This is a genomic window from Verrucosispora sp. WMMA2121 (genome assembly GCF_027460185.1).
In the GTDB taxonomy this organism is placed as follows: Bacteria; Actinomycetota; Actinomycetes; order Mycobacteriales; family Micromonosporaceae; genus Micromonospora; species Micromonospora palythoicola.
In genome coordinates this window covers 34,629-57,849 of the sequence record NZ_JAPZBH010000001.1, presented here as the reverse complement: position 1 = coordinate 57,849, position 23,221 = coordinate 34,629, and the positions used below count along the sequence as shown (strand labels likewise).

General features: G+C 73.0%; 22 protein-coding genes. 8 read left to right on the top strand and 14 right to left on the bottom strand.

The genetic code is table 11. The features are described from left to right. From O7605_RS00285 to O7605_RS00275, 3 genes are all read right to left on the bottom strand, one after another. Positions 1–1,361: hemolysin family protein (locus O7605_RS00285; protein ID WP_269737370.1), on the bottom strand; the 1,361-nt coding region annotated here is incomplete at its 3' end. A 124-nt stretch (positions 1,362–1,485) separates the two neighbouring features. Further along, on the bottom strand, positions 1,486–2,121 hold the full coding sequence (locus tag O7605_RS00280; RefSeq protein WP_269737369.1) for a hypothetical protein: 636 nt from the start codon (positions 2,119–2,121) through the stop codon (positions 1,486–1,488). A 49-nt stretch (positions 2,122–2,170) separates the two neighbouring features. Continuing rightward, the gene (locus O7605_RS00275) at positions 2,171–2,671 is read right to left on the bottom strand and encodes a GNAT family N-acetyltransferase (RefSeq protein WP_269737368.1); all 501 of its coding nucleotides are present in this window, start codon (positions 2,669–2,671) and stop codon (positions 2,171–2,173) included. Between the two features lie 129 nt (positions 2,672–2,800). Here O7605_RS00275 and ppdK point away from each other — a divergent pair, with 129 nt between their 5' ends. The 5 genes from ppdK (at position 2,801) to O7605_RS00250 (ending at position 10,671) form a co-directional block, all read left to right on the top strand. Further along, the gene (gene ppdK, locus O7605_RS00270) at positions 2,801–5,461 is read left to right on the top strand and encodes a pyruvate, phosphate dikinase (protein ID WP_269737367.1); all 2,661 of its coding nucleotides are present in this window, start codon (positions 2,801–2,803) and stop codon (positions 5,459–5,461) included. 12 nt (positions 5,462–5,473) lie between these two features. Beyond that, the gene (locus O7605_RS00265; RefSeq protein WP_269737366.1) at positions 5,474–5,914 is read left to right on the top strand and encodes a hypothetical protein; all 441 of its coding nucleotides are present in this window, start codon (positions 5,474–5,476) and stop codon (positions 5,912–5,914) included. A 309-nt stretch (positions 5,915–6,223) separates the two neighbouring features. Then, positions 6,224–8,863, top strand: coding sequence for a cation-translocating P-type ATPase (locus O7605_RS00260; RefSeq protein WP_269737365.1), 2,640 nt, complete (start codon positions 6,224–6,226; stop codon positions 8,861–8,863). After that, positions 8,863–9,759: a universal stress protein gene (locus tag O7605_RS00255; protein WP_269737364.1), complete on the top strand. Its 897-nt coding sequence runs from the start codon at positions 8,863–8,865 to the stop codon at positions 9,757–9,759. Before O7605_RS00260 ends, O7605_RS00255 begins: the two co-directional genes overlap by 1 nt. 66 nt (positions 9,760–9,825) lie before the next feature. Next, complete coding sequence (locus O7605_RS00250; protein WP_269737363.1) at positions 9,826–10,671, top strand: universal stress protein; 846 nt, start codon at positions 9,826–9,828, stop codon at positions 10,669–10,671. Positions 10,672–10,718: 47 nt separating this feature from the next. Here O7605_RS00250 and O7605_RS00245 read toward each other — a convergent pair whose 3' ends face one another. From O7605_RS00245 to O7605_RS00220, 6 genes are all read right to left on the bottom strand, one after another. Continuing rightward, positions 10,719–11,342 (bottom strand): FMN reductase, encoded by a 624-nt coding sequence (locus O7605_RS00245; protein WP_269737362.1) that lies wholly within the window; start codon positions 11,340–11,342, stop codon positions 10,719–10,721. Continuing rightward, a complete protein-coding gene (locus O7605_RS00240) occupies positions 11,339–12,478 on the bottom strand; it encodes an LLM class flavin-dependent oxidoreductase (RefSeq protein ID WP_269737361.1) in 1,140 nt (379 codons plus the stop codon). The genes O7605_RS00245 and O7605_RS00240 overlap by 4 nt, the downstream gene beginning before the upstream one ends. Positions 12,479–12,652: 174 nt before the next feature. After that, entirely contained in the window at positions 12,653–13,021 is a 369-nt protein-coding gene (locus tag O7605_RS00235; RefSeq protein ID WP_269737360.1) for a DUF805 domain-containing protein, read from the bottom strand. 200 nt (positions 13,022–13,221) lie between these two features. Then, the gene (locus O7605_RS00230) at positions 13,222–13,839 is read right to left on the bottom strand and encodes a DNA-3-methyladenine glycosylase (RefSeq protein WP_269737359.1); all 618 of its coding nucleotides are present in this window, start codon (positions 13,837–13,839) and stop codon (positions 13,222–13,224) included. A 100-nt stretch (positions 13,840–13,939) separates the two neighbouring features. Next, complete coding sequence (locus tag O7605_RS00225; protein WP_269737358.1) at positions 13,940–14,632, bottom strand: response regulator; 693 nt, start codon at positions 14,630–14,632, stop codon at positions 13,940–13,942. Continuing rightward, entirely contained in the window at positions 14,629–15,489 is an 861-nt protein-coding gene (locus tag O7605_RS00220) for a sensor histidine kinase (protein ID WP_269737357.1), read from the bottom strand. Before O7605_RS00220 ends, O7605_RS00225 begins: the two co-directional genes overlap by 4 nt. A 124-nt stretch (positions 15,490–15,613) precedes the next feature. On the opposite strand from O7605_RS00220, the gene O7605_RS00215 reads away from it, so the two are divergent. From O7605_RS00215 to O7605_RS00205, 3 genes are read left to right on the top strand one after another with little or no spacing between them, the layout of a single operon-like run. Then, positions 15,614–16,333, top strand: coding sequence for an ABC transporter ATP-binding protein (locus tag O7605_RS00215; RefSeq protein WP_269737356.1), 720 nt, complete (start codon positions 15,614–15,616; stop codon positions 16,331–16,333). After that, a complete protein-coding gene (locus O7605_RS00210; RefSeq protein WP_269737355.1) occupies positions 16,330–17,115 on the top strand; it encodes a hypothetical protein in 786 nt (261 codons plus the stop codon). The genes O7605_RS00215 and O7605_RS00210 overlap by 4 nt, the downstream gene beginning before the upstream one ends. Continuing rightward, a complete protein-coding gene (locus O7605_RS00205) occupies positions 17,112–17,834 on the top strand; it encodes a hypothetical protein (protein WP_269737354.1) in 723 nt (240 codons plus the stop codon). Before O7605_RS00210 ends, O7605_RS00205 begins: the two co-directional genes overlap by 4 nt. Positions 17,835–17,938: 104 nt before the next feature. Here the strand turns inward: O7605_RS00205 and argH are convergent, their stop codons facing one another. From argH to argB, 5 genes are read right to left on the bottom strand one after another with little or no spacing between them, the layout of a single operon-like run. After that, entirely contained in the window at positions 17,939–19,402 is a 1,464-nt protein-coding gene (argH, locus tag O7605_RS00200; RefSeq protein WP_269737371.1) for an argininosuccinate lyase, read from the bottom strand. A gap of 58 nt (positions 19,403–19,460) precedes the next feature. Then, the gene (locus O7605_RS00195; protein ID WP_269737353.1) at positions 19,461–19,988 is read right to left on the bottom strand and encodes an arginine repressor; all 528 of its coding nucleotides are present in this window, start codon (positions 19,986–19,988) and stop codon (positions 19,461–19,463) included. 55 nt (positions 19,989–20,043) lie between these two features. Continuing rightward, positions 20,044–20,970: an ornithine carbamoyltransferase gene (gene argF / locus O7605_RS00190; RefSeq protein ID WP_269737352.1), complete on the bottom strand. Its 927-nt coding sequence runs from the start codon at positions 20,968–20,970 to the stop codon at positions 20,044–20,046. Then, complete coding sequence (locus O7605_RS00185; RefSeq protein ID WP_269737351.1) at positions 20,967–22,256, bottom strand: acetylornithine transaminase; 1,290 nt, start codon at positions 22,254–22,256, stop codon at positions 20,967–20,969. The genes argF and O7605_RS00185 overlap by 4 nt, the downstream gene beginning before the upstream one ends. Continuing rightward, positions 22,253–23,140: an acetylglutamate kinase gene (argB, locus tag O7605_RS00180; RefSeq protein ID WP_269737350.1), complete on the bottom strand. Its 888-nt coding sequence runs from the start codon at positions 23,138–23,140 to the stop codon at positions 22,253–22,255. Before argB ends, O7605_RS00185 begins: the two co-directional genes overlap by 4 nt. Positions 23,141–23,221: the final 81 nt, after the last annotated feature.

Genomic DNA, 23,221 nt, shown 5'->3' with positions numbered 1-23,221 from the left:
TCGACCGACGGCCCTGCCGCGTCCGGCTGCGCGTCGGGTTCGTCCGCCGCCTGTCCGGTCGTCTCGGCAGCGTCCGGGTCCGCGGGTCCCGTCGCCGTCCGGCGCAGCCGGACACCGGAGACCGCGCGGTCGTCGGCGAGCGTCACCTCCAGCCGCCAGCCGTCGACGGTGAGCTGCTCCCCGGCGTGCGGGATCCGGCCGAGACCGGCCAGCAGCAGCCCGGCCACGGTGGTGTAGTCGCCGTCCGGCCGTCCGGGCAGCTCCACGCCGATGTCGGGCAGGTCGTGGACGGGGAAGGTGCCCGGCAGCAGCAGCGCCCCGTCGTCGTCGGTGCGGACCGCACCGACATCCCGGTCGGTCTCGTCGTAGATCTCCCCGACGATCTCCTCGAGGATGTCCTCCAGGGTGACGATGCCCTCGACGGCGCCGCGCTCGTCGACGACCAGGGCCATGTGCTGGCGTTCGGCCTTGAACCGGCGCAGCGCGTCGACCACCGGCACCGAGTCCGGCAGCAGCAGCGGCGGACGGGCGTACTCGTCGACCGGCTGATCGTCACCGACGCCGACCAGGTCCCGCAGGTGGATGACGCCCACCGAGTCGTCCAGGCCGCCGTGGCGTACCACCGGCGCGCGGGAGTGCCCGGAGGCGGCCAGCACGAGTCGGGCGGCCTCCGCGGTGGTGCCGCTGTCCAGGCAGAAGACCCGCAGCCGCGGCACCAGCACCGCCCGCAGCCTGCGCTCGGCGATCTCCACCGCGCCGGCGATGATGGTCTGCTGCTCCTTGGTGAAGCCGTGGTGGCCGGCCACGATGTCCCGCAGCTCGTCCGGGCTGATCTCGTCCCGCTCGGGCTTGGGGTCCAGGCCGACCAGCCGTACCACCAGGTCGCTGGTGGCGCCGAGCACCCAGACGACCGGCCGGGTGAAGCCGGCGAGCAGATCCAGCGGGCGGGCGACGAGCAGCGCCCACCGCTCCGGAACCTGCATGGCGATCCGTTTCGGGGCCAGCTCACCGAAGACCAGGGTGATGAAGGTCAGCACCAGCGTGACGAGCACCACGGAGATCGGGCCGGCGGCCCGGCCGAAGACGCCGTCCAGCAGCGGAACCAGCGGCTGGGCCAGCGACACCGCGGCGGCCGCCGAGGCGAGGAACCCGGCAAGCGTGATGCCGATCTGGATGGTGGCCAGGAAGCGGTTCGGGTCGCGGGCCAGCCGGGCCAGCACCCGACCCGTGCGTCCGCTGCGTTCCAGTCGCTGGACCTGGCTGTCGCGCAGCGACACCAGCGCCAGCTCACTGCCGGCGAAGATCGCGTTCACCACGATCAGGACCGCGACCAGGGCCAGCTGGCTCCAGTAGCTCTGCACGCCTGGTTCTCCCTCGCTGGACCGCGCCCCGTGGCGCCGCCGGTGGCGGCCCCGCCGGCGTAGCGGAGCCTATGCCCACTCGCTCCGGCGGTGAATCATCACCAGGTGGGGCCGGGGCGCGCGCTCAGCCCTGCGGCAGCGCCGGCGCCGGCAGGTCCAGCACGTACGACTCCCCCGCGCGGCGGAACCCGAGGCGGTGGTAGTACGGGGCGATCATGCCCGGTGGGCTCAGCACCTGGCGGAACCCACGGTCGGTGAACAGGCTGCTGCGCCGGTAGACGAACTCGCCGGGGGTGAAGTCACGAAACGGCGGAGTGACGTAGTCCAGGTCGACCTGGGCCACCCCGTCGCCGACGTCGCGGACCAGTACCACACCGACGACCTCGTCGGCGCGTACCACCAGGAAGGCCGACCGACCGACCGGGCGGTCGGGACGGAAACCCGGGTTGAACCGGGCGATGTCGGCGGCGTGCACCCGCAGCGTGTGGGCCAGGAACGCGTCGTCGGCACCCACCTCCACCACCTGGTAGGTCTGCTCGTCGTGGCGGGTGGTGAGCAGCCGCCGCAGGTACCAGATGTTGATCACGGCCAGCACCACGTTCAGCCCGACCATGGGCCACACCCGGATCGTGGCGTTGTAGCCGATCAGGACGGCACAGCCGACCAGGTTCAGGGCGCGCAGCCGCAGGATGCGCGTCTGCAGCAGCGACCAGACCAGCAACGCGGAGCCGGCCCAGCCGACCAGTTCCAGCCAGTTCACCCCGCGAGGGTAGTCGCCGCCCTGGTCAGCCCCGGTTTCAGGGGGCGGATCACGCCGGGTCGGTGCCGGTTGACGGCGGCAGTTCCAGGACGTACTCGTCGATCTCGTGGCCGCGGCCCGGGGCGTACGCCCGCTCGGTCCCCCGGACGACGAAGCCGCAGCGGCGAAGCACCGCCAGCGACGCGGCGTTGTCGGTGGCCGTTCGCGCGAACAGTGGCCGGCGGGTGACGTCCCGCAGCAGCGCGGTCAGGGCCCGGGTGGCGTACCCACGGCCCCAGTGCGCCCGGTCGATCCAGTAGCTGACCTCGAACTCGTCGCCGACCGGGAAGGCCAGCACGTGACCGACCACGGTGCCGTCGACGGTCACCGTGCGGGCCAGGTTCTCCGGGCCGGTGAGGATGCGGACCCAGTGCGCGGCGAACGCCCGCCGGTCCGTCGGATCCTCGGCGCCGAAGGCGGCCATCCGGTTGGCCTCCGGGTCGAGCTGGTGGACGAAGAACTCCACCAGGTCGTCCTCGCGTACCGGGCGTAGCCGCAGGTCATCGGTCACCGGCCGACCATACGCGTTGCGGGTGGGGACCACCGGCCCGGTTCGGATCGGCTTTCGGCCCTGCCCCCGCGGGATGCGGCGTTGCTACCAACGAGGCAGAGGCATCGACGGCGAAGTGGAGGCCGGGTCATGACCAGGTACGTGTACGACTTCATCGAGGGTGGCCGAGAGATGGCCGACCTGCTCGGCGGCAAGGGCGCCAACCTCGCCGAGATGACCCGGCTCGGGCTGCCGGTGCCGCCCGGATTCACCGTCAGCACGGACGCCTGCCGGGCGTACCTCGCCGACAAGGCGGTGCCCGACGGACTGTTCGACGAGGTGAACGCTCATCTGCGGGAGGTCGAGGTGCGGCTGGGCCGGCGGCTCGGCGACCCGGCCGAACCGCTGCTGCTGGCCGTCCGTTCCGGCGGGCGCTACTCGATGCCCGGGATGATGGAGACGATCCTGGACATCGGGCTCAACGACGCCACCGTGACCGGGCTGGCCCGGATCAGCGGCGACGAGCGGTTCGCCTGGGACTCGTACCGACGGCTGATCCAGATGTTCGGTCGGACGGTGCACGGCGTGCCGGCCGAGGAGTTCGACCGGGAACTGGACGCGTTGCGGGCCACCGCCGGGCCGGACGGCCCGACCGCGGAGCAGTTGCACGGCCTGGTCGAGACGTACAAGAAGGTGTTCGCCGACCGGGTCGGTCACGAGTTCCCCCAGGCCCCGCACGAGCAGCTGTACCTGGCGATCCGGGCGGTCTTCGAGTCGTGGAACGCCTCCCGGGCGGTGCTCTACCGACGCCGCGAGCACATCTCCGACGACCTGGGCACGGCGGTCAACGTGATGGCGATGGTCTTCGGCAACCTGGGCCCGGACTCGGGTACCGGGGTGGCGTTCACCCGCGATCCGGCCACCGGCGCGCCCGGCGTGTACGGCGACTACCTGTCCGACGCCCAGGGCGAGGACGTGGTGGCCGGAGTCCGCAACACGGTCGGGCTGGACGAGCTGTCGCGGCTCGACCCGGCCAGCTACCGGCGGCTGACCGGGATCATGACGACGCTGGAACGGCACTACCGGGACCTGTGCGACGTGGAGTTCACCATCGAACGGGGCCGGTTGTGGATGCTGCAGACCCGGGTCGGCAAGCGCACCGCGGCGGCGGCGTTCGTGATCGCCGCCCAACTGGCCGACGAGGGTCTGATCAGCTGGGACGAGGCGTTGACCCGGGTCAGCGGGGCGCAACTGGCCCAGCTGATGTTCCCCACCTTCGACCCGCAGGCCACGCCCGAGCCGCTCGCCACGGGCGTGGGTGCCTCCCCCGGGGCCGCCGCCGGCCGGGTGGTCTTCGACAACGCCGCCGCGACCGCGGCGGACGGGCCGGTGATCCTGGTCCGCCGGGAGACCAACCCCGACGACCTGCCCGGCATGATCGCCGCCGCCGGGATCCTCACCGCCCGGGGCGGCAAGACCTCGCACGCCGCCGTGGTCGCCCGGGGCATGGGGCGTACCTGCGTCTGCGGCGCGGAGGCGCTGCAGATCGACCCGGAGCGCGGCGAGTTCCGGGTCGGCGACACCACGGTCCGGGCCGGTGACCTAGTCTCCATCGACGGCACCACCGGGCGGATCTATCTCGGCGAGGTGCCGGTGCGGCCCTCCCCGGTGACCCGCTACCTCGCCGGTGAACTGGCGCCGCAGTCCGACCGGCTGGTCTCGGCGGTGGACCGGCTGCTGCGGCACGCGGACTCGGTGCGCCGGCTCGGCGTACGCGCCAACGCCGACACTCCCGCCGACGCGTCGCGGGCGCGGGCGCTCGGCGCGGACGGGGTCGGGCTGTGTCGGACCGAGCACATGTTCCTCGGTGCCCGCCGGGCCCTGGTGGAGCGGTTGATCCTGGCCGACGGGCTGGACGAGGTCCACGCCGCGCTGGCGGAGCTGCTGCCGTTGCAGCGGGAGGACTTCGTCGCGATCCTCGCGGAGATGGACGGCCTGCCGGTGACCATCCGGCTGCTCGACCCGCCGTTGCACGAGTTCCTCCCCCCGTTGCCCGAACTGGCCGCGCGGGTGGCCCGGGCGGAGGCGCTCGGGCAGCAGCCGGGTCGCGACGCGGTGCTGCTGGCCGCCGTCCGCCGGATGCAGGAGAGCAACCCGATGCTGGGCCTGCGCGGGGTCCGCCTGGGTCTGGTGGTGCCGGGCCTGTTCGCGATGCAGGTCCGGGCCGTGGCGGAGGCGGCGGCGCGGCGGGTGGCCGAGGGCGGCGACCCGCGCCCGGAGATCATGGTGCCGCTGGTCGTCGACGTGCACGAGCTGGCGGCGGTGCGGGCCGAGGTGGCCGACGTGCTGGCCACCGTGCCGGGTGCGCCGCCGATCCCGGTCGGCACGATGGTCGAGACGCCGCGCGCGGCGCTGACCGCCGGGGCGATCGCGGGCGAGGCGGAGTTCTTCTCCCTGGGCACCAACGACCTGACCCAGACCACGTGGGCGTTCTCCCGCGACGACGGGGAGGGCTCGTTCCTCGGTGACTACCTGGAGCGGGGCATCGTCGAGGCGTCACCGTTCGAGACCGTCGACGTCGCCGGGGTGGGCCGGCTGGTCCGCCTGGCGGTGGCCGAGGGCCGCGCGGCGCGACCCGGGCTGACGGTCGGGGTCTGCGGCGAGCACGGCGGTGACCCGGAGTCGGTGGAGTTCTTCGCCGAGGCCGGACTCGACTACGTCTCCTGCTCGCCGTACCGGGTGCCGATCGCCCGCCTGGCCGCCGGCCGGGCCGCGGTGACGCCGGACTGCGTCGGCTCCGACGCCCGATAGGAGGTGCCTGAGATGACCGCCATCTTCAATGCCACCGGGTCGGTGCCGCTGGCCCAGCCCCGACCGGCCCCGGAAACGGCGCAGCAGCCGGCACCGCCGCTGTCGGTCGGGCCGGTGCTGGAGTTGCCCGGCACGCCGCCGGCCGCTCTGGTGCCGGTGACCCGCGACGGACGCCCGGTCGGCGTGTTCGTCGCGACCGCCGGACGCGTGCGGTACCGGCCGCTGCCCGACCCGGATCGACTGCTGGTCGCCACCGCCGGGGTGCTGGCCGTCGGGCTGGTCACCGCCGGGGTGACGGTGCTGGGTCGGCGCAGGCCACCCGCGGTCGCGCGGTTGACCATGGGCCCGGGCGGCTGGGTCAGCTTCCGGGGGGTACGCGCTCCGGCTCCCCGGGCTGCCCGCCCCTGGTGGGCCCGCCTGTTGCGGGCCCGCCGCCTGGTCGCCGAACGCTGAGCCGCAGCGTCGGGCGGGTACGCCACGGCGAGCACTTTCGGTGCTGCTGCTGCCTCGGACCGGACGGAGGCAGCAGCAGCACGGATGCTGCTCGGATCATGACCGATGTCGCTCGGGCGGCAGTCGGTACGGGCCCGACGGGCCAGCTGCGCGCGGCATCACCGACACCACGGTGGGACGGGCTGGCAGGGCCGTTGGTCCCGGGGCGCGCGGGCGGATCGCCCCTGCCGGGCGGCGCCGGCCTCGGCGAGGCTGGTGTCGAAGGGGCGGGCCGTCGGGGTGCGCCCGACGCACAGGGCGGAGCGGACGGTGACCGGACAGGTCCAGGTCGCGGACGGTGGCGTACGCGGGGAGAGCATCGTCGTGACGGCACCCGCCACCGGGCTCAGCTCGACCGAGGCCGCCCGGCGGCTACAGGCGGACGGCCCCAACGCCGCCGCGACACCGCCCCGCCGGCATCTGGCGACGCGGGTCCTGCACCAGCTCTCCGATCCCCTGGTCGCCCTGCTGCTGGCCGCCGCCGTGGTCACCACGGTGCTGCGGGACTACCCCGACACCGTGGTGATCCTGCTCGTGGTCGCCGTGAACACGGCGATCGGGGTGGTGCAGGAGGTACGCGCCGACCGGGCCATCGCCGCGCTCGACCAGCTCGCCGCGCCGACCGCCCGGGTGGTGCGGGACGGCCGGGACGCGGTGCTGCCCGCCACCGAGCTGGTCCGGGGCGACCTGGTCCGGGTCGAGGCCGGCGACGTGGTCCCGGCCGACCTGCTGCTGCACGACGCGAGCCGGCTGCACCTGGACGAGTCGGCGTTGACCGGCGAGTCGGTGCCGGTGTCCCGGGCGGCGGGCGAGGAGGCCAGCGCCGGCACGGTGGTGACCACCGGTCGGGCCGTCGGCACGGTGGTGCGCACCGGCGCGACGAGTGCGCTGGGCCGGATCGCCACCCTGGCGGCCAGCACCCGGCCGACGGCGACCCCGTTGCAGCGCCGGCTCGCCTCGCTCGGCCGGATCCTCGGCGTCGTCGCCGTGGTGTTGTCCGGGCTGGTCTTCGCCGTCGGCGTGTTCAGCGGTCGTCCCCTGGTGGACATGGCGGTCACCGCGGTGAGCCTGGTGGTCGCCGCGGTGCCGGAGTCGCTGCCGGCGGTGGTGACGCTGGCGCTGGCGCTGGGGGCACGTCGGATGGCGGCGGCCCGGGCGATCCCCCGCCGGCTGCACGCGGTGGAGACGCTCGGCTCGGTCACCGTGATCGCCTCGGACAAGACCGGCACCCTGACCGAGGGACGGATGGCCGTGCAGTCGGCGGTCACCGGCGACGGTGCCGTGTTCGGGGTCACCGGCAGCGGGTACGCCCCGCACGGCACGGTGCACCGCGACGGCGCGCCGGTGGCGGTGCCGGACGAGCTGCGTCGGCTGGCCCGGGCCGGGCTGCTCTGCAACGACGCGACCCTCGCCCCGCCGACCGAGCAGCGACCCCGCTGGGGTGCGGTGGGCGATCCGCTGGAGGCGGCCCTGGTGGCCTTCGCGGCCCGCTGCGGCCTGGATCCGCAGACCATCCGCAACGCCTGGCCCCGGGTCGCCGAGCACCCCTTCGACCAGCAGCTACGCCGCATGACCACGGTGCACCGCTCCTGCGACCGTCGCTACCTGGTGGTGTGCAAGGGCGCCCCGGAGAACGTGCTCACCGCGCCGCTGCTCGACGCCGACGCCGACGAGTTGGCCGCCCTGACCGCCGCCGCGCACCGGCTGGCCGGTGCCGGGCTGCGGGTGCTGGCGTTGGCCGCCGCCGTGCTGGACACCGCGCCGGCCGACCCCGCGCGTCCCGAGGGGTTGCGCCCGCTGGGTCTGGTCGCGGTCGGCGATCCGCTGCGCGCCGCGGCGCCGGACATCGCCGACGGTTTCGCCGACGCCGGCGTGCGGCTGGTGCTGGTCACCGGCGACCATCCGGCCACCGCGGCGGCCATCGCCGGTCAGCTGGGGCTGTGGAGCGAGGGCGACCCGGTGGTACGCGGTGACGACGGTGATCCCGCCGCGGCACCACCGGCGACCCGGGTGTACGCGCGTACGCAGCCGGAGCAGAAGCTCGACATCATCGCCGGGTTGCAGTCCCGGGGTCATGTGGTGGCGATGACCGGCGACGGCGTCAACGACGCGCCGGCGTTGCGCCGGGCCGACATCGGGGTGGCGATGGGTGGCGGTACCGAGGTGGCCCGGCAGGCGGCCGACCTGGTGCTGGTCGACGACGACCTGTCCACGGTGACCGCCGCGATCGGTGAGGGTCGCCGGATCTACGACAACATCCGCCGGTTCCTGCGCTACGCCCTCTCCGGTGGGGTGGCCGAGATCGCGGTGATGCTGCTCGGGCCGCTGTTCGGCCTGCCCGTGCCGCTGCTGCCGGCCCAGATCCTCTGGATCAACCTGCTCACCCACGGGGTGCCCGGGGTGGCGCTGGGCGCCGAACCGGCCGAGCCGGGCTCCCTGCGCCGGGTGCCACGCTCGCCGCAGGAGTCGGTGCTCGGCGCGGGGCTGGGCCGGCAGATCCTGGTCGGCGGCGCGCTGATCGCGGCGGTGACCCTGGGCGCGGGCGTGCTCGCCGCCCACTGGGACCGGCCCTGGCAGTCGGTGATCTTCATCGTTCTCGGCCTGGCGCAGCTCGGGGTCGCGCTGGCGGTCCGCGCGCCACGACCGGCCGGACAGCGGCGGGGCAACCTGGCGCTGCCGCTCGCGGTCGCCGCCTCCGCGCTGCTCCAGGTGGCCGGGGTGCTGCTGCCACCGCTGCGGGAGCTGCTCGGCACCGAGGTCCTCGGCGGCACCGAGCTGCTGGCCTGTGCCGCGGTGAGCGTCCTGCCCGGCCTGGCGCTGCGGCTGACCCGGCGTACGGCGGCAACCGATCTGTCCACCCTGACGCCGTCGGTACGCGAGGCTGACAGCGGAGTCGAGAAGGAGATGTGATGACCAGCAACACCGGTGCCCCCGTCGTGGTGGGCGTGGACGGTTCCGAGATCGCCCTGCACGCGGTGCGCGCCGCCGCGCGGGAGGCCGCGTACCGGCACCGCCCGCTGCGCGTCGTGCACGCGTTCATCTGGCCGTTGATGGGCGTGCCGCTGGGCCCCGCGCCGGGTGCGCCGGCCGATGGTGGGCTACGCAACCAGGCCGAGCGGCACCTCGCCGACGCCGTCGCCGAGGCCGGCAAGATCGCCCCGGAGGTGCCGGTGACCGCCGAGCTGGTCGACGGGTCGGCGAGCAGCGTGCTGCTCGCCGAGGCCCGGGACGCGGCGCTTGTCGTCCTCGGCAACCGGGGCCTGGGCGGCTTCGCCGGGCTGCTGCTCGGTTCGGTGGCCGTCCAGGTCAGCGCCCACGCCGACGGGCCGGTGCTGGTGGTACGCGGCGAATCGCGCGCGGACGGCCCGGTGGTGGTCGGCGTCGACGGTTCGGAGCTGTCCCAGGAGGCCGTCCGGTTCGCCTTCGAGGAGGCGGCGTGGCGCGGCACCGAGCTGGTCGCGGTGCACGCCTGGCTCTATCCGACGCCGGTCGGTCCCGGTGACATCCTGCCCCTGGTCTACGACCTGGACGCCTTCCGGGACGAGGAGGAGCGCGTCCTCGCCGAGGCGGTGGCCGGCTGGTCCGAGCGGTATCCGGAGGTGCCGGTGCGGCGGCGGTTGGTGCGCGGTTCCCCGGGTCGGGCGCTGGTGGAGGAGTCACGCACCGCCCAGTTGGTGGTGGTCGGCGCGCGGGGACGTGGCGCGTTGGGCGGGCTGCTGCTCGGCTCGGTCAGCCACGCCGTGCTGCACCACGCCCACTGCCCGCTGGCGATCGTCCGGAAGCTGCGTACGGTCGAGGGGACCTGACCGGTGGTGTGTCGACGCGTACCGGCGGCGGGAGGCGTCGACAATGAACCCTGACCGACCGATGGAGTGACGATGACCCGACCTGTCGTGGTGGGGGTGGACGGATCGCCGCCGAGCCTGGTGGCCGCGGAGCACGCGGCACAGGCGGCGGTGTGGCGTTCCCGCCCGCTGCACCTGGTACACGGATACCTGCACCCGCTCGGCTACGGCGTGCCGATCAACCCGTACGAGGTGGGTGTGCCGGCGGCGTCGGAGGACGGCCGCAAGATGCTCGAACAGACCGCCGCCGAGCTGGTCGACCGGTGGCCGGGGCTGACGGTCGAGGTGCGTCAGGTGGCCGGCGGGCCGGGTGCGACGCTCGTCGAGGAGTCCCGGCGGGCGGAGCTGGTGGTGGTGGGCAGCCGGGGCCTGGGCGGCTTCGCCGGGCTGCTGCTCGGCTCGGTCGGCACCCAGGTCGCCGCGCACGGTCACTGCCCGGTGCTGGTGATCCGCCCGCCCGACCGTCCGCTGCCCACCGAGGGGCCGGTGCTGGTCGGCGTGGACGGTTCGGAGTCGGCCGAACTCGCCGTCGGGTACGGCGCCGAGGAGGCCGGCCGGCGCGGTGGGACGCTGGTGCTGGTGCACGTCGCCGCCGACGGCGACGACACCGGGGAGGCCGAGGCCCTGCTCGCCACCGCCGGTGCGGCGGCGCGCGGTAGCCGCCCGGGGCTGACCGTGCGGGAACGGTTGATCGTCGCGCCCAAGGCGGACCAGGCGTTGATCGAGGCGACCGGGGACGCGGCGCTCGTGGTGGCCGGATCCCGTGGTCGGGGTGGCTTCGCCGGGCTGCTGCTCGGCTCGGTCAGCCAGACGCTCGTGCACCACGCCCGTTGCCCGGTGCTCATCGCCCACCCGTACCAGCCGGAGCAGTGACCACCCGCCGGCCGGGCCGCCGCCAAGTGGCGGCCCGGCCGGCGGGATCAGCCGTCGCGGCCGTGGAGCAGTTGGTCGAAGCTGGTGGTGAGGGCGAACGGGTCGGTGGGTCCGCTGGACGGGGCGCTGCGCCGTACCAGTTCGGCGAGTTCCCGGCCGGCGCGCTCGATCCGGGCGCGCAGCGCGCCGTCGACGGTCCCGCCGGACCAGTCCTCCGGTGCGGCGAAGACGGCGGTCGGCGCCACCACCGCCCGCAGGTAGGTGAACATCGGACGCAGCGCGTGCTCCAGCGCCAGGGAGTGCCGTGCGGTGCCGCCGGTCGCTCCGATCAGGACGGCACGGCCGCCGAGCGCGTCGGCGTCGACCAGGTCGAAGAACGACTTGAACAGCCCGTTGTACGAGGCGTTGAAGATCGGACTGACGGCGATCAGCCCGTCGGCGCCGGTGACCTCGTCCAGCACCCGCCGCAGCGGTTCCGCCGGAAAGCCGGTGAGCAGGTGGTTGACGATGTCGTGGGCGTGTTCGCGCAGCTCGACCGGGCGCAGCTCGACCTGCTCGCCGTGCCGGGTCAGCTCGTCGCGGGTGGCCGCGGCGAGCTGGTCGGCCAGCAACCGGGTCGACGAGGGCTGGCTGAGACCGGCCGAGACCACGGCGAGGGTACGCACGGTCATCGGGCGGCCTCCGGTGCCCGGCCGGTGACGTCGTCGACGGCGTGGACGGTGCTGTCACCGCCACCACCGGCGGCGGCCAGCAGCGAGGCGTGGGTCGGCGCCAGCGGCACGTGCGCCGGCCGCAGCGACTCGAACTCCTTGCGCAGCACCGGCACGACCTCCTCGCCGAGGAGATCCAGCTGCTCCAGGACGGTCTTCAACGGCAGCCCGGCGTGGTCGACGAGGAACAACTGCCGCTGGTAGTCGCCCACGTAGTCGCGGAAGCCGAGCGTACGGTCGATGACCTGCTGCGGGCTACCCACGGTCAGCGGGGTCTGGGCGGTGAACTCCTCAAGCGAGGGGCCGTGACCGTAGACCGGCGCGTTGTCGAAGTAGGGGCGGAACTCACGCACCGCGTCCTGGGAGTTGCGGCGCATGAACACCTGGCCACCGAGACCGACGATCGCCTGGTCGGCGGAGCCGTGGCCGTAGTGCTCGAAGCGCTGCCGGTACAGGCCGACCATCCGCCGGGTGTGCTCGGCGGGCCAGAAGATGTGGTTGGCGAAGAAACCGTCGCCGTAGTACGCGGCCTGCTCGGCGATCTCCGGGCTGCGGATGGAGCCGTGCCACACGAACGGGGGTACGCCCTCGAGCGGGCGTGGCGTCGAGGTGAACGACTGCAACGGGGTGCGGAACTTCCCCTTCCAGTCGACCACGTCCTCGCGCCACAGCCGGCGCAGCAGGTCGTAGTTCTCGATGGCGAGCGGGATGCCATTGCGAATGTCCTGCCCGAACCAGGGGTAGACCGGCCCGGTGTTGCCCCGGCCCATCATCAGGTCGACCCGGCCGTCGGCGAGGTGCTGGAGCATCGCGTAGTCCTCGGCGATCTTCACCGGGTCGTTGGTCGTGATCAGCGTGGTCGCGGTCGACAGCAGCAGCCGCTCGGTGCGGGCGGCGATCCAGCCCAGCATGGTGGTGGGCGACGAGGGCACGAACGGCGGGTTGTGGTGCTCGCCGGTGGCGAAGACGTCGAGGCCGACCTCCTCGGCCTTCAACGCGATGGTGACCATCGCCTTGATCCGTTCGGCCTCGGTGGGCTCCCGGCCGTTCGTCGGGTCGACCGTGACGTCGCCGACGGTGAAGACTCCGAACTGCATGACCGCTCCCTCGTGTCGTCCGACCGGGCGGTGGTGCCCGACGCCCCCGACAACATATTTGACGAGTCAACTATTCCGCGAGCCCGCCTCGCGTCAGTGTCCCCCGTCACGGCCGTCCCATCCACGCTGATGCGGCGGATCAACGCGTGGCACGGCTCGTGAGCGGATGCTCGTCTATGACTTCGGGCTGGGGCCGAAGCGGTTTGGACCGGGCGTACCGTTCTGGACGGCGAACACCAGCAGCACAATCCACCCGACAATCGGGATCAGGGCGAGCAACAACCACCAACCGGAACGGTCCAGGTCGTGCAGACGCCGTACGGAGACAGCCAGCGACGGCAGCAGAAGTGCCAGATTGACGACCAAGGAAACAGGTCCGCCCGACGCCTCGAAGTCGACGCCCAGCGCACTGTCGACGACCCGGGCCGCAATTCCAACCAGAAGGAGGAACAACGAGAACCACCAGTACTCGGAGCGACGAGCCCGGCCCTGGAAGGTAGCGTACTGCGACAGAACAGAACGAACCGCATCGGCGAAAGACATGACATCCCCGTTCCACAATAGAGCCTCGCTGGTGCCAGCAGGGTACGTCGTCGCGTCACACCGCGTTGTTCCACACGATCGGCCTCGAGATTCGGCCGGCGGGCCAGCGGACCCGGCCGTTGCCACGCCAGTGATGGCCGACAGATCCGAGAAACCCGTCTCGCCTGCCCGCCAGCTCCGCACCCGCCCAGGAGGACGGGTCACCGACCTGACGGCCGACGCCTTCGTGGCACGTGCCGGCGGTACGGGCTGACGGTCGGGTCGCCGGTGATCCAGAAGCGCCAGGGCACGTCGTGCGCGGCGGCCACGCCGACGCGCGGGCCAGCGGAGACGGCCGATGGCGCGACCGGGTGGGTCGGCGGCGTCAGCAGCAGCGGCCCGGTGCCGTCGACAACGCTGGTGCCGTTTGCCGACGCGTCGACGCCGAGCGCGACCACCAGCCGTGCCGGTCCGCGCGCGAGATCCCGGTCGGGCACCTCGCCACGCCGCTTGCGGGCCAGGTCCACACCGTCGATCACCTCGCCGGCGCGGAGCAGGACCGCTGCCGCCTCTCTCTCATCGCCGCAGACGACGTTGAGGCACCAGTGCATCCCGAAGACGAAATACGTGTAGGCGTAGCCCGCCGGACCGAACATGACCTCGGTCCGGGGTGTTGGCCCGCGATGCGCGTGCGAGGCGGGATCCACACCGGTTCCGGCGTACGCCTCGACCTCGGTCAGCCTGATCCGCACCCCGTTCGCCGCCACCTCGGCACCGAGGAGCGTCCGCGCGGTCCACGCGACGTCGGCGGCGGGGGCGGTAAGCCAGGGATGGTCCATCCGTCCAGGTAACCCGGCCCGGAGCCCAACCGGCAAGCGGCACTCCCCCGCTGATCCGGTCGGGCCGAAGCCGCGACGTCCGGCAGGGAGGAGGCGGAACTTACTCCGAGGATCGACGCGCGACAAGATCGTTCTCGTAGGCGGCGATGACGAGTTGAGCTCGATCACGGGCTTCGAGCTTGGTGAGCAGGTTGCCGACGTGCGTCTTGACGGTTTTGATCGAGATGGTGAGTGTCCGGGCGATCTCGTCGTTGGACAGGCCGCGGGCCACGAGAGACAGCACCTCGGTCTCGCGGCCGGTCAGCCTGTCGATCTTACGGACCTCGGGCGGGCCGGGCCGGTCGAGGTAGTGCGCGACGAAGCGGGTGAGAATGCTGGGCGCGAAGAGGGACTCGCCCGCGTGGGTCCGTCGGATGGCGTCGACGAGTTGGTCCGGGTGGGCGTCCTTGAGCAGGAAGCCGTGCGCCCCGGCGCGCAGCGCGGCAGCCACGTACTCGTCGAGTGCGAACATGCTGAGCACGAGAACCCTGGTACCGCTCAGGTCGGTGGCGGCGGCGATGCGTCCGGTCGCTTCGATGCCGTCGCCGTCGGGCATCCGAATGTCCATCAGGACGACGTCGGGTCGGCGTTCCCGGGTGAGCGACACGGCCTCGTGTCCGGTGGCGGCCTGACCGACGACGGTGAGGCCCGGGGTGCCGTCGATGAGCAGGGCGAGGCTGTGCCGCAGGAGCGGCTGGTCGTCCGCGACGAGCACCCGGATGCTTGTGGATCGGCCCGCTGATCCGGTTGTCATCCGGACCGCCGGGCCGGCAGGCGCGCCGTGAGCTGGAAGCCCGGCCCGACCGGGCCGGCGCGCAAGACACCATCGAGCATGCTCACTCGCTCGCGCAGACCATCCAGGCCGTGGCCGGCACCGGGGCGGGGTCGCCAGCCGGGGCGGGGACCGGTGTCCCGTACCTCCACCACGATCGCGTCGCCGTCGCGATCCACGGTGACGTGCACGCAGGTCGGCCCGGCGTGCCGGGCCGTGTTGCTCAGGCCCTCCCGGACGATCGCGCACACGGCGAGCTGCACGCCGGGTGGCACCTCACCGACCCGCCGCACCTCGACAGTGGCGGCGGTCCCGGCGGCGGTCGTGGACCGCACGATCTCCGGTAGGGCGTCGAGTGTGTCGGGCGGTCGTAAGGGAGCGGGCTCGGCGCCAGGTGCGCGGAGCACATCGAGCATCCGCCGCAGTTCGGCCGTGGTCTGCCGACCGACCTGTTCGATGTCGGACAGGGCGTTCACCCGTTCGGCCTCACCGGTCGGCCCGGTCACCCGAGCTGCCGTGGCGGCACGCACGGTGACCAGGCCCAGGCCGTGCGAGACGAGATCGTGAAGCTCACGGGCGATGCGCAACCGTTCCGCCGCCGCGGCCCGCTCAGCCGCCCATGCGGTCAGCCGGTCCTCGTACACCCGCCGTTGCTGACGGGCGCCGATCACCGCCCAGAGCAACGCCGCGACGGCGGTCGTGGTGATCACCGTCAACAGGAGCGTCCCGGCCGGACCCACGGTGCCCGCGGTCATCAGGCAGAGGAGCAGAGCCACCGGCACCGAGGCGGCGACGGCGGACAGCCAGGGCCGCCGTGTCGGTCGCCCGTCAGGTGCCATCTTGCGAGTCTAGGAACCCGGACCGTGGCCTGACATCGGACCTGGGTCGGAGCGACCTGAGGTGGGCGGGCTGGCGGAAGTCCCGGCTCTGGTCCGATGACGCGGACCGGCACGCTGCGCTGACATGGTGCTCATGCTGTCAGTCGAGCGTCTGGTCAAGCGGCGCGGCTCCCGCGAGATCCTCACCGATGTCACCTTCCGGACCACACCGGGCCGGGTGACAGGTCTGCTGGGGCCGAACGGTGCGGGCAAGTCATCCACCCTGCGCATCCTGTTGGGCCTGGACCGGGCGGATGCCGGCACGGCCCTGGTCGACGGCCAACCGTACCGGCGCCTGCGCCAGCCGCTACGCACCGTCGGGTCGATGCTGGACGGCTCCGGCGCACACCGCTCCCGTACCGCGCGCAACCACCTCACCTGGATGGCGCGCAGCAACGGCATCCCGATCCGGCGGGTGACCGAGGTGCTCGATCAGGTCAGGCTCGGTGCCGCCGGGGGAACCAGGGTCGGCCGGTTCTCACTCGGCATGTGCCAGCGGCTCGGGCTGGCCGCCGCGCTGCTCGGCGAACCTCGTGCACTCGTGCTCGACGAGCCGGTGAACGGGCTCGATCCGGAGGGCATCCGCTGGATCCGCGTTCTGCTGCGCGGGCACGCGGACGCCGGTGGCACCGTGCTGCTCTCCAGCCACCTGATGAGGGAGGTGGACGAGATCGCCGACGACCTGGTCGTCATCGCCAACGGCCGGGTCGTCGCCGCGGGTCCGATCCGAGACGTCACGGCCGGCTACCCGACCCTGGAGGATGCCTTCTTCGCCCTCACCGGGCCGACGGCAGGTGGGCGATGACCTTCGTCGACACGGTCGTCGCCGAGATTCGCAAGACGGCGACGCTGCCGGCGACCACTGTCGCGCTGGCTGTCACGGTGCTCGGTCCGGTCGCGATCACTCTGATCAACGCCGTCGGTGTCCGCGCCGCGCTGCGCAGCGGCCGGACCGAGCTGACGGCCTACACCTCGCCGGTCGAGGCGGTCTTCTCCGCGGTGCCGATCGGCACGGTCGGCGCGGTGGTCCTCGGCGTCGTCGCCGTTGCCGGCGAGTACACCGCGAACAGTGCCCGGATCGGCGGCGGTCGGCAGATCACCACGACCCTCACCGCCATCCCCAACCGCCTCGGTGTGCTGGCCGCCAAGGTCGTCACCGTCGTCCTGCTGGTCGCGGTCGCGGCTCTGGTGGTGATTCCCGCCTCGTTGGCGCTGGCCGGCGGGATAGTCGGCACCGACGCTCCACCGGCACCGGAAGGGGTGCTGTCCCGCTGCGTCGGTGCCGGGATCTACTGGATGCTCACGGCGTTGATCGCCCTCGCGGTCACGGTCTTCACCCGCAACGGGATCGTCCCGATCATCGTGCTCGTGGTGAACAGCAGCCTCGTCTCGGTCTCCGTGCTGCTGTCGCACCTCACCCCGCTCGCGCGGTTCCTGCCCGATCTCGCGGGCATGAGCATGTTCGCCGGTGACCTGTTGGCGTTCGACGACGCGCTCGCCCCGGTCACCGGCGGCCTGGTCATGGCCACCTGGACGGCAGCGCTGCTCGCGCTGGCCAGTGCGGTTTTCCTGCGGCGGGACGCATGATCCGCTCCTGCGCCCGTGCCACCGCCGCGGAGTTGGCCAAGCTGTCCGGCCTGCCGGCGGTGCTGGCGGCGGTCTTCGGCACGATCGGCGCAGCCGTCGCCGTCACCGGGGCGTTGGCCGCCTCGCCGGCCCGGGTGGACGAGCCGGTCGCAGTCGTCCTCCAGGCGGTGCCGTACCTCCAGGCCGGCACCATCTCGCTCGGCGTCCTCGCGGTCGGGACCGAGTACGCCGATGGGCAGATACACACCACCCTGCGGTGCGTGCCGGACCGCCTGGCCGTGCCGGTCGCCAAGACCCTCGCCTACCTGGCCTGGGCTACCGCAACCGCCGTCGCGGCGCTCGGCGTCGGGCTGCTCACGGCCCGAATCGCGCTGGCCGCGCGGAACGTCCCGGTGGTCACCGACGGTCTCCCGTGGAACGTCGTCGGCGCGGCGGTCTACCTCGCGCTCATCGGGTTGCTCGGGCTGGCTCTTGCCGCGCTCCTGCGGGCCGTCGTCTCCGCTCTCGTCGTCACGCTCAGCCTGGTGCTGGTCGTTTCGCCGCTGCTGGACGCCGTCACCCCGCACGCTCGTTACCTGCCGGATCGGGCTGGTGGCCTGCTCTACCTTCCCGACCCGGCACAGGTCCTGACGCCCGCCACCGGCCTGCTCGTTCTGCTCGGTTGGGTCGTTGTCATCGGCAGTGGGGCGGTGGCCGCCTTCCGCCGCCGCGACGCCTGAGTCCGGGCGCGTCGAGGCAGCAGTTTCGGGGAAACTGTCGCCTCGGCGTGCCTGGCGGCGACAGTTTCCCCGAAACTGCACGAGAGATCGCGAAGGGGTGCGGGTCAGCGGGGGACGACCTGCTCGGCGGACCACTCGCGCCAGGTGGTCAGCTGGTCGGCGGCGGTGGCGAGTTGGTCGGCTACCGGGCCGGGGCCCGTCGAGCCGGGGGTGATGCGGGCGGCCAGCGCCGAGCGGACCGACAACACGTCGCGTACGGCCGGGTCGAGGTGTTCGCTGACGGTGGCCAGGTCGGCGTCGGAGACCTCGTCGAGGGCACAGTCCCGGGCCGCGCAGAGCGCCACCAACTTGCCGGTGATCTCGTGCGCGTCGCGGAACGGCACACCCTTGCGCACCAGCCAGTCGGCCACCTCGGTGGCCAGGGAGAAGCCCACCGGCGCGGCGGCGACCAGGCGGTCGACGCGTACCGTCATCGTGGAGATCATTCCGGCGAGCGCCGGCAGCAGCAGTTCCAGGGTGTCGACCGCGTCGAAAGCCGGCTCCTTGTCCTCCTGCATGTCCCGGTCGTACGTCATCGGCAGGCCCTTGAGCATGGTCAGCACCGCGACCAGCCCGCCGACCAGCCGACCCGACTTGCCCCGGGCCAGCTCGGCGATGTCCGCGTTCTTCTTCTGCGGCATGATCGACGAGCCGGTGGCGAAGGCGTCGTCCAGCTCCACCCAGCCGAACTCCTGCGACGTCCAGAGCACCACCTCCTCACCGAGGCGGGACAGGTGCACCCCGATCATCGCGGTGACGAAGAGGAACTCGGCGACGAAGTCCCGGTCGGCGACCGCGTCCATCGAGTTGGCGAAGGACGTCCGGAACCCCAGCTCCTTCGAGACCGCCACCGGGTCCAGCGGCAGGCCCGAACCGGCGAGCGCCCCCGCGCCGAGCGGACTTACCGCCGCCCGGTGGTCCCAGTCGCGGAGCCGCTCCAGGTCCCGCAGCAACGGCTGCACGTGGGCGAGCAGCCAGTGGCCGAAGGTGACCGGCTGGGCGTGCTGCAGGTGCGTCATGCCCGGCGCGGCGGTGTCCACGTGCCGCCCCGCCTGCTCGACCAGCGCCTCGGCCAGCTCCACCAGCCGCGCGGCCACGCCCCGGGCGTGATCGCGCAGATAGAGCCGCAGGTCGGTGGCGACCTGGTCGTTGCGGGACCGGCCGGCGCGCAGCTTGCCGCCGAGACTGCCGAGCCGTTCCAGCAGGCCACGCTCCAGAGCGGTGTGCACGTCCTCGTCGTCGACCGTGGGACGGAACGCGCCCGAGGCGCAGGCCGCCTCCAGGTCGTCGAGGGCGGCGAGGATGCGACCCAGCTCCTCCGGGTCGAGCAGGCCGGCACCGGCCAGCACCCGGGCGTGCGCCCGGGAACCAGCGATGTCGTACGGGGCCAGCCGCCAGTCGAACTGCACGCTGACCGACAGGCGGGCCAGGGCCTCCGACGGGCCACCGGCGAACCGCCCTCCCCACAGGCTCGTCCGGTTGGCCGCTGCGCTGTTCTCGGTCAGGCTCTTGTCATCCACCCGGTCAATTGTGGTCCCCACGATCAGCCGCCTCCCCACCGGGCACCCACGTCCGACACGACCTCGCTCACTGCGTACCGCTCCCTTCGGCACTGTCGTCCCGGCGGGCCCAGCTGGCGAGCCGTTCACCGAGCGCGGCGCCACCGTCGGCGGCACGTGCCACGACGAAAATGGTGTCGTCGCCGGCGATGGTGCCGACGACCTCCGACAGGCCCGCCCGATCCAACGCGCTGGCCAGGTAGTGGGCGGCCCCCGGCGGAGTACGCAGGACCGCGATGTTGCCGCTGGAATCGACCTCGTTGAGCAGCTCACGCAACAGCCGCACCAGACGGGCCGGTGCCGCCTCGGCGTCGCGCAGCGGCCGGTGACCATCCTCGGGAATCACGTACACGGCGCGGCCGTCACCGCCCCGCGCGGTGACCGCGCCCAGCTCCTTCAGGTCCCGCGACAGGGTGGCCTGGGTGACCTGGACGCCCTCCGCGCCGAGCAACTCGGCCAGCTCGGTCTGCGAACGGACCGCCCGGTCGCGGATCAACTCGACGATGCGGGCGTGGCGGGCACCCCGGGTCAGCGGTGCGGTGTTCCTCGCGCTCACCGGGCCAACCTTCCGTTCGCGACTGCGGGACTCCGCTGCGCTGCGTTCCTCGCGCTCACCGGGACTCCTGCAACAGGAAGGTCAGCAGCGCCTTCTGGGCGTGCAGCCGGTTCTCCGCCTGGTCGAAGACGGCACTGCGCGGGCCGTCGAGCACCTCGTCGGTGATCTCCTCGCCGCGGTGTGCCGGCAGGCAGTGCAGCACGATAGCCTCCGGCGCGGCGTGCCCGAGCAGCGCCTTGTTGACCTGGTACGCCAGGAACGGGGTGCTGCGGTCCATGCCGTCGGCCTCCTGTCCCATCGAGGTCCAGGTGTCGGTGGCCACCACGTCGGCGTCGCGGACGGCGGCGACCGGGTCGGTGAGCACCCGGACCGAACCGCCGGTGCCGGCGGCGATCGCCTCGGCCCGGGCCACCACCTCCGCGTGCGGGTGGAAACCGGCCGGACCGGCGACCCGCACGTGCATGCCGGCGGTCGCGCCGGCCAGCAGGTACGAGTGGGACATGTTGTTCGCCGCGTCCCCCACGTAGGCGAGCGTCCGCCCCACCGTGCCACCAAACCACTCGCGGATGGTGAGCAGGTCGGCGAGCAACTGGCACGGGTGGAACCCGTCGGTGAGCGCGTTGACCACCGGCACGGTGGCTCCGGCGGCGACCTCCGCGATCCGGTCGTCGCCATGGGTACGCAGCACGATCGCGGCCACGTAGCGGGACAGCACCCGGCCGGCGTCGCCGAGCGACTCACCCCGGCCGAAGTGGGTGACCTGGGTGTCCACCACCAGCGGGTGACCACCCAGTTCGGCGATGCCGGCGTCGAAGGAGATCCGGGTGCGCAGGCTCTGCTTGTCGAACAGCACCGCCACCGAGCGCGGCCCGGCCAACGACGCGAACGCGAACCGGTCGGCCTTCATCCGGCCGGCCAGGTCGAGCACCGCGGACTGCTCGGCCGGCGACAGGTCGTCGTCACGCAGGAAATGCCGGATCACGCGGAAGCCTCCCTCGGCGCCACCGGGTTGGTCGAGAAACTGGTCGGCGCACTCCCGTCGACCGGGGCGACCGGAATCGCACCGCCGGACGGCGCGACCGGGGCAACCCGATCCGGGACACCCGTGGACGCCGCCAGGGCGGCCGGCAGCGCCGCCAGGAAGGCGTCGACCTGAGCGGCGGTGAGGATCAACGGCGGGGCCAGCCGGATCACGTCGGGCTGGATCGGATTGACCAGGAAGCCGGCCTCGCGCAGCGCCCCGGCGAGCGCGGCGGACAACGGTGCGGTCAGGGTGACGCCGAGCAGCAGCCCCGCACCGCGTACGCCGGCCACCAGCGGATGACCGAGCGCCTCGATCCCCCGACGCAGCCGCTCACCGAGCCGCTTGACGTGGTCGAGCAACCCCTCACTGGCGATCGTGGAGATGACGGCCAGCGCGGCGGCGCAACTGACCGGGTTGCCGCCGAAGGTGCTGCCGTGCGAACCGGGGCCGAGCAGGTCGGCGGCCGGGCCGAAGGCGAGCGTCGCGCCGATGGGCAACCCGCCACCAAGCCCCTTGGCCAGGGTCACCACATCCGGTTCGACGCCGTCGGCCTGATGGGCGAACCAGTGCCCGGTCCGGCCGACGCCGGTCTGCACCTCGTCCAGCACCAGGAGGGCACCGTGCCGGGCGGTGATCCGGCGGGCCGCGGCGAGGTAGCCGGCGGGCGGGACGACCACACCGTTCTCGCCCTGGATCGGCTCCAGGATCACCATGGCCGTGGCGTCGGTCACCGCCGCGGCCAGCGCGGCCACGTCACCGTAGGGGACATGGGTCACCTCGCCCGGCAGCGGCCGGAACGGGTCGGCCTTGGCCGGCTGACCGGTCAGGGCGAGAGCGCCCATCGTCCGCCCGTGGAAGCCGCCGACGGTGGCCACCACCCCGGTGCGGCCGGTGCACCGGGAGAGCTTGAACGCCGCCTCGTTGGCCTCGGCTCCGGAGTTGGCGAAGAACACCCGGCCCGGCCGGCCGGCGAGGGCCAGCAGCAGTTCGGCGAGCGCCACCGGCGGTTCGCAGACGTACAGGTTGGAGACGTGGCCGAGCGTGGCGACCTGCTTCGACACGGCCGCCACCACCGTCGGGTGCGCGTGCCCGAGAGAGTTGACGGCGATGCCGCCGAGCAGGTCGACGTACTCCCGGCCGGCCTCGTCGACCACGACGGCGCCGGAACCCGACACCAGCGCCAACGGCGGCGTGCCGTAGTTGTCCATCATCGCCTGCCGCCACCGGCTGACCAGGGCGCTCATGAGGGAATCACCATCGTTCCGAAGCCTTCCGGGGTGAACACTTCCAGCAGGGTGGAATGGGCGACCCGACCGTCCACGACGTGTGCGGCCGGCACTCCTCCGTCGACGGCCCGCAGGCACGCCTCCATCTTCGGCACCATGCCCGACTCCAGCGACGGCAGCAGCTTCGCCAACTCGTCCGTGTTGATCTCGCTGAGCAGGCTGGACCTGTCCGGCCAGTCGGCGTACAGGCCGGGCACGTCGGTGAGCACGACCAGCTTGCGCGCCCGCAACGCGACCGCGAGCGCGGCGGCGGCGGTGTCGGCGTTCAGATTGTGCAACACCCCGTCCGCGTCCGGCGCCACCGTGGAGATCACCGGAATTCGGCCGGCCGCGATCAGGTCGTCCACCGCCGAGACGTCCACCGACTCGACGTCGCCGACCTGACCCACATCGACCGGCTGCCCGTCGACGTACGCGGACCGCCGCACCGCCCGGAACAGCCCGGCGTCCTCACCGGACAGGCCGACCGCGAACGGACCGTGCGCGTTGATCAACCCGACCAGTTCGCGGCCCACCTGCCCGAACAGGACCATCCGGACCACGTCCATCGCCTCCGGGGTGGTCACCCGCAGGCCACCCCGGAACTCGCTGGCGATGCCCAACCGGCCGAGCATGGCCGAGATCTGCGGTCCGCCGCCGTGCACCACCACCGGTTTGAGGCCGACGTAGCGCAGGAAGACCATGTCGGCGGCGAAGGCCCGCCGCAACTCCGGGTCGACCATCGCGCTGCCGCCGTACTTGATCACGACGGTGGCACCGGACAGACGGGCCAGCCAGGGCAGCGCCTCGATCAGCGTGGCCGCCTTGGCCTGGGCCAGGGCCAGATCGGAGTTAAGATTCACCGGATCCGCCTTCCGTTCGCGACTGCGGGACTCCGCTGCGCTGCGTTCCTCGCGCTCACCGGGCTAACCTTCCGCTCGCGA

Bases quoted from the DNA above. Each gene is read 5' to 3' on its own strand.
- O7605_RS00220 (WP_269737357.1), bottom strand. From the start codon at position 15,489: ATGGCACCTGACGGGCGACCGACACGGCGGCCCTGGCTGTCCGCCGTC.
- O7605_RS00205 (WP_269737354.1), top strand. From the start codon at position 17,112: ATGATCCGCTCCTGCGCCCGTGCCACCGCCGCGGAGTTGGCCAAGCTG.
- O7605_RS00210 (WP_269737355.1), top strand. From the start codon at position 16,330: ATGACCTTCGTCGACACGGTCGTCGCCGAGATTCGCAAGACGGCGACG.
- O7605_RS00245 (WP_269737362.1), bottom strand. From the start codon at position 11,342: ATGACCGTGCGTACCCTCGCCGTGGTCTCGGCCGGTCTCAGCCAGCCC.
- O7605_RS00265 (WP_269737366.1), top strand. From the start codon at position 5,474: ATGACCGCCATCTTCAATGCCACCGGGTCGGTGCCGCTGGCCCAGCCC.
- O7605_RS00235 (WP_269737360.1), bottom strand. From the start codon at position 13,021: ATGTCTTTCGCCGATGCGGTTCGTTCTGTTCTGTCGCAGTACGCTACC.
- O7605_RS00215 (WP_269737356.1), top strand. From the start codon at position 15,614: ATGGTGCTCATGCTGTCAGTCGAGCGTCTGGTCAAGCGGCGCGGCTCC.
- O7605_RS00185 (WP_269737351.1), bottom strand. From the start codon at position 22,256: ATGAGCGCCCTGGTCAGCCGGTGGCGGCAGGCGATGATGGACAACTAC.
- ppdK (WP_269737367.1), top strand. From the start codon at position 2,801: ATGACCAGGTACGTGTACGACTTCATCGAGGGTGGCCGAGAGATGGCC.
- O7605_RS00230 (WP_269737359.1), bottom strand. From the start codon at position 13,839: ATGGACCATCCCTGGCTTACCGCCCCCGCCGCCGACGTCGCGTGGACC.
- O7605_RS00255 (WP_269737364.1), top strand. From the start codon at position 8,863: ATGACCAGCAACACCGGTGCCCCCGTCGTGGTGGGCGTGGACGGTTCC.
- O7605_RS00240 (WP_269737361.1), bottom strand. From the start codon at position 12,478: ATGCAGTTCGGAGTCTTCACCGTCGGCGACGTCACGGTCGACCCGACG.
- O7605_RS00225 (WP_269737358.1), bottom strand. From the start codon at position 14,632: ATGACAACCGGATCAGCGGGCCGATCCACAAGCATCCGGGTGCTCGTC.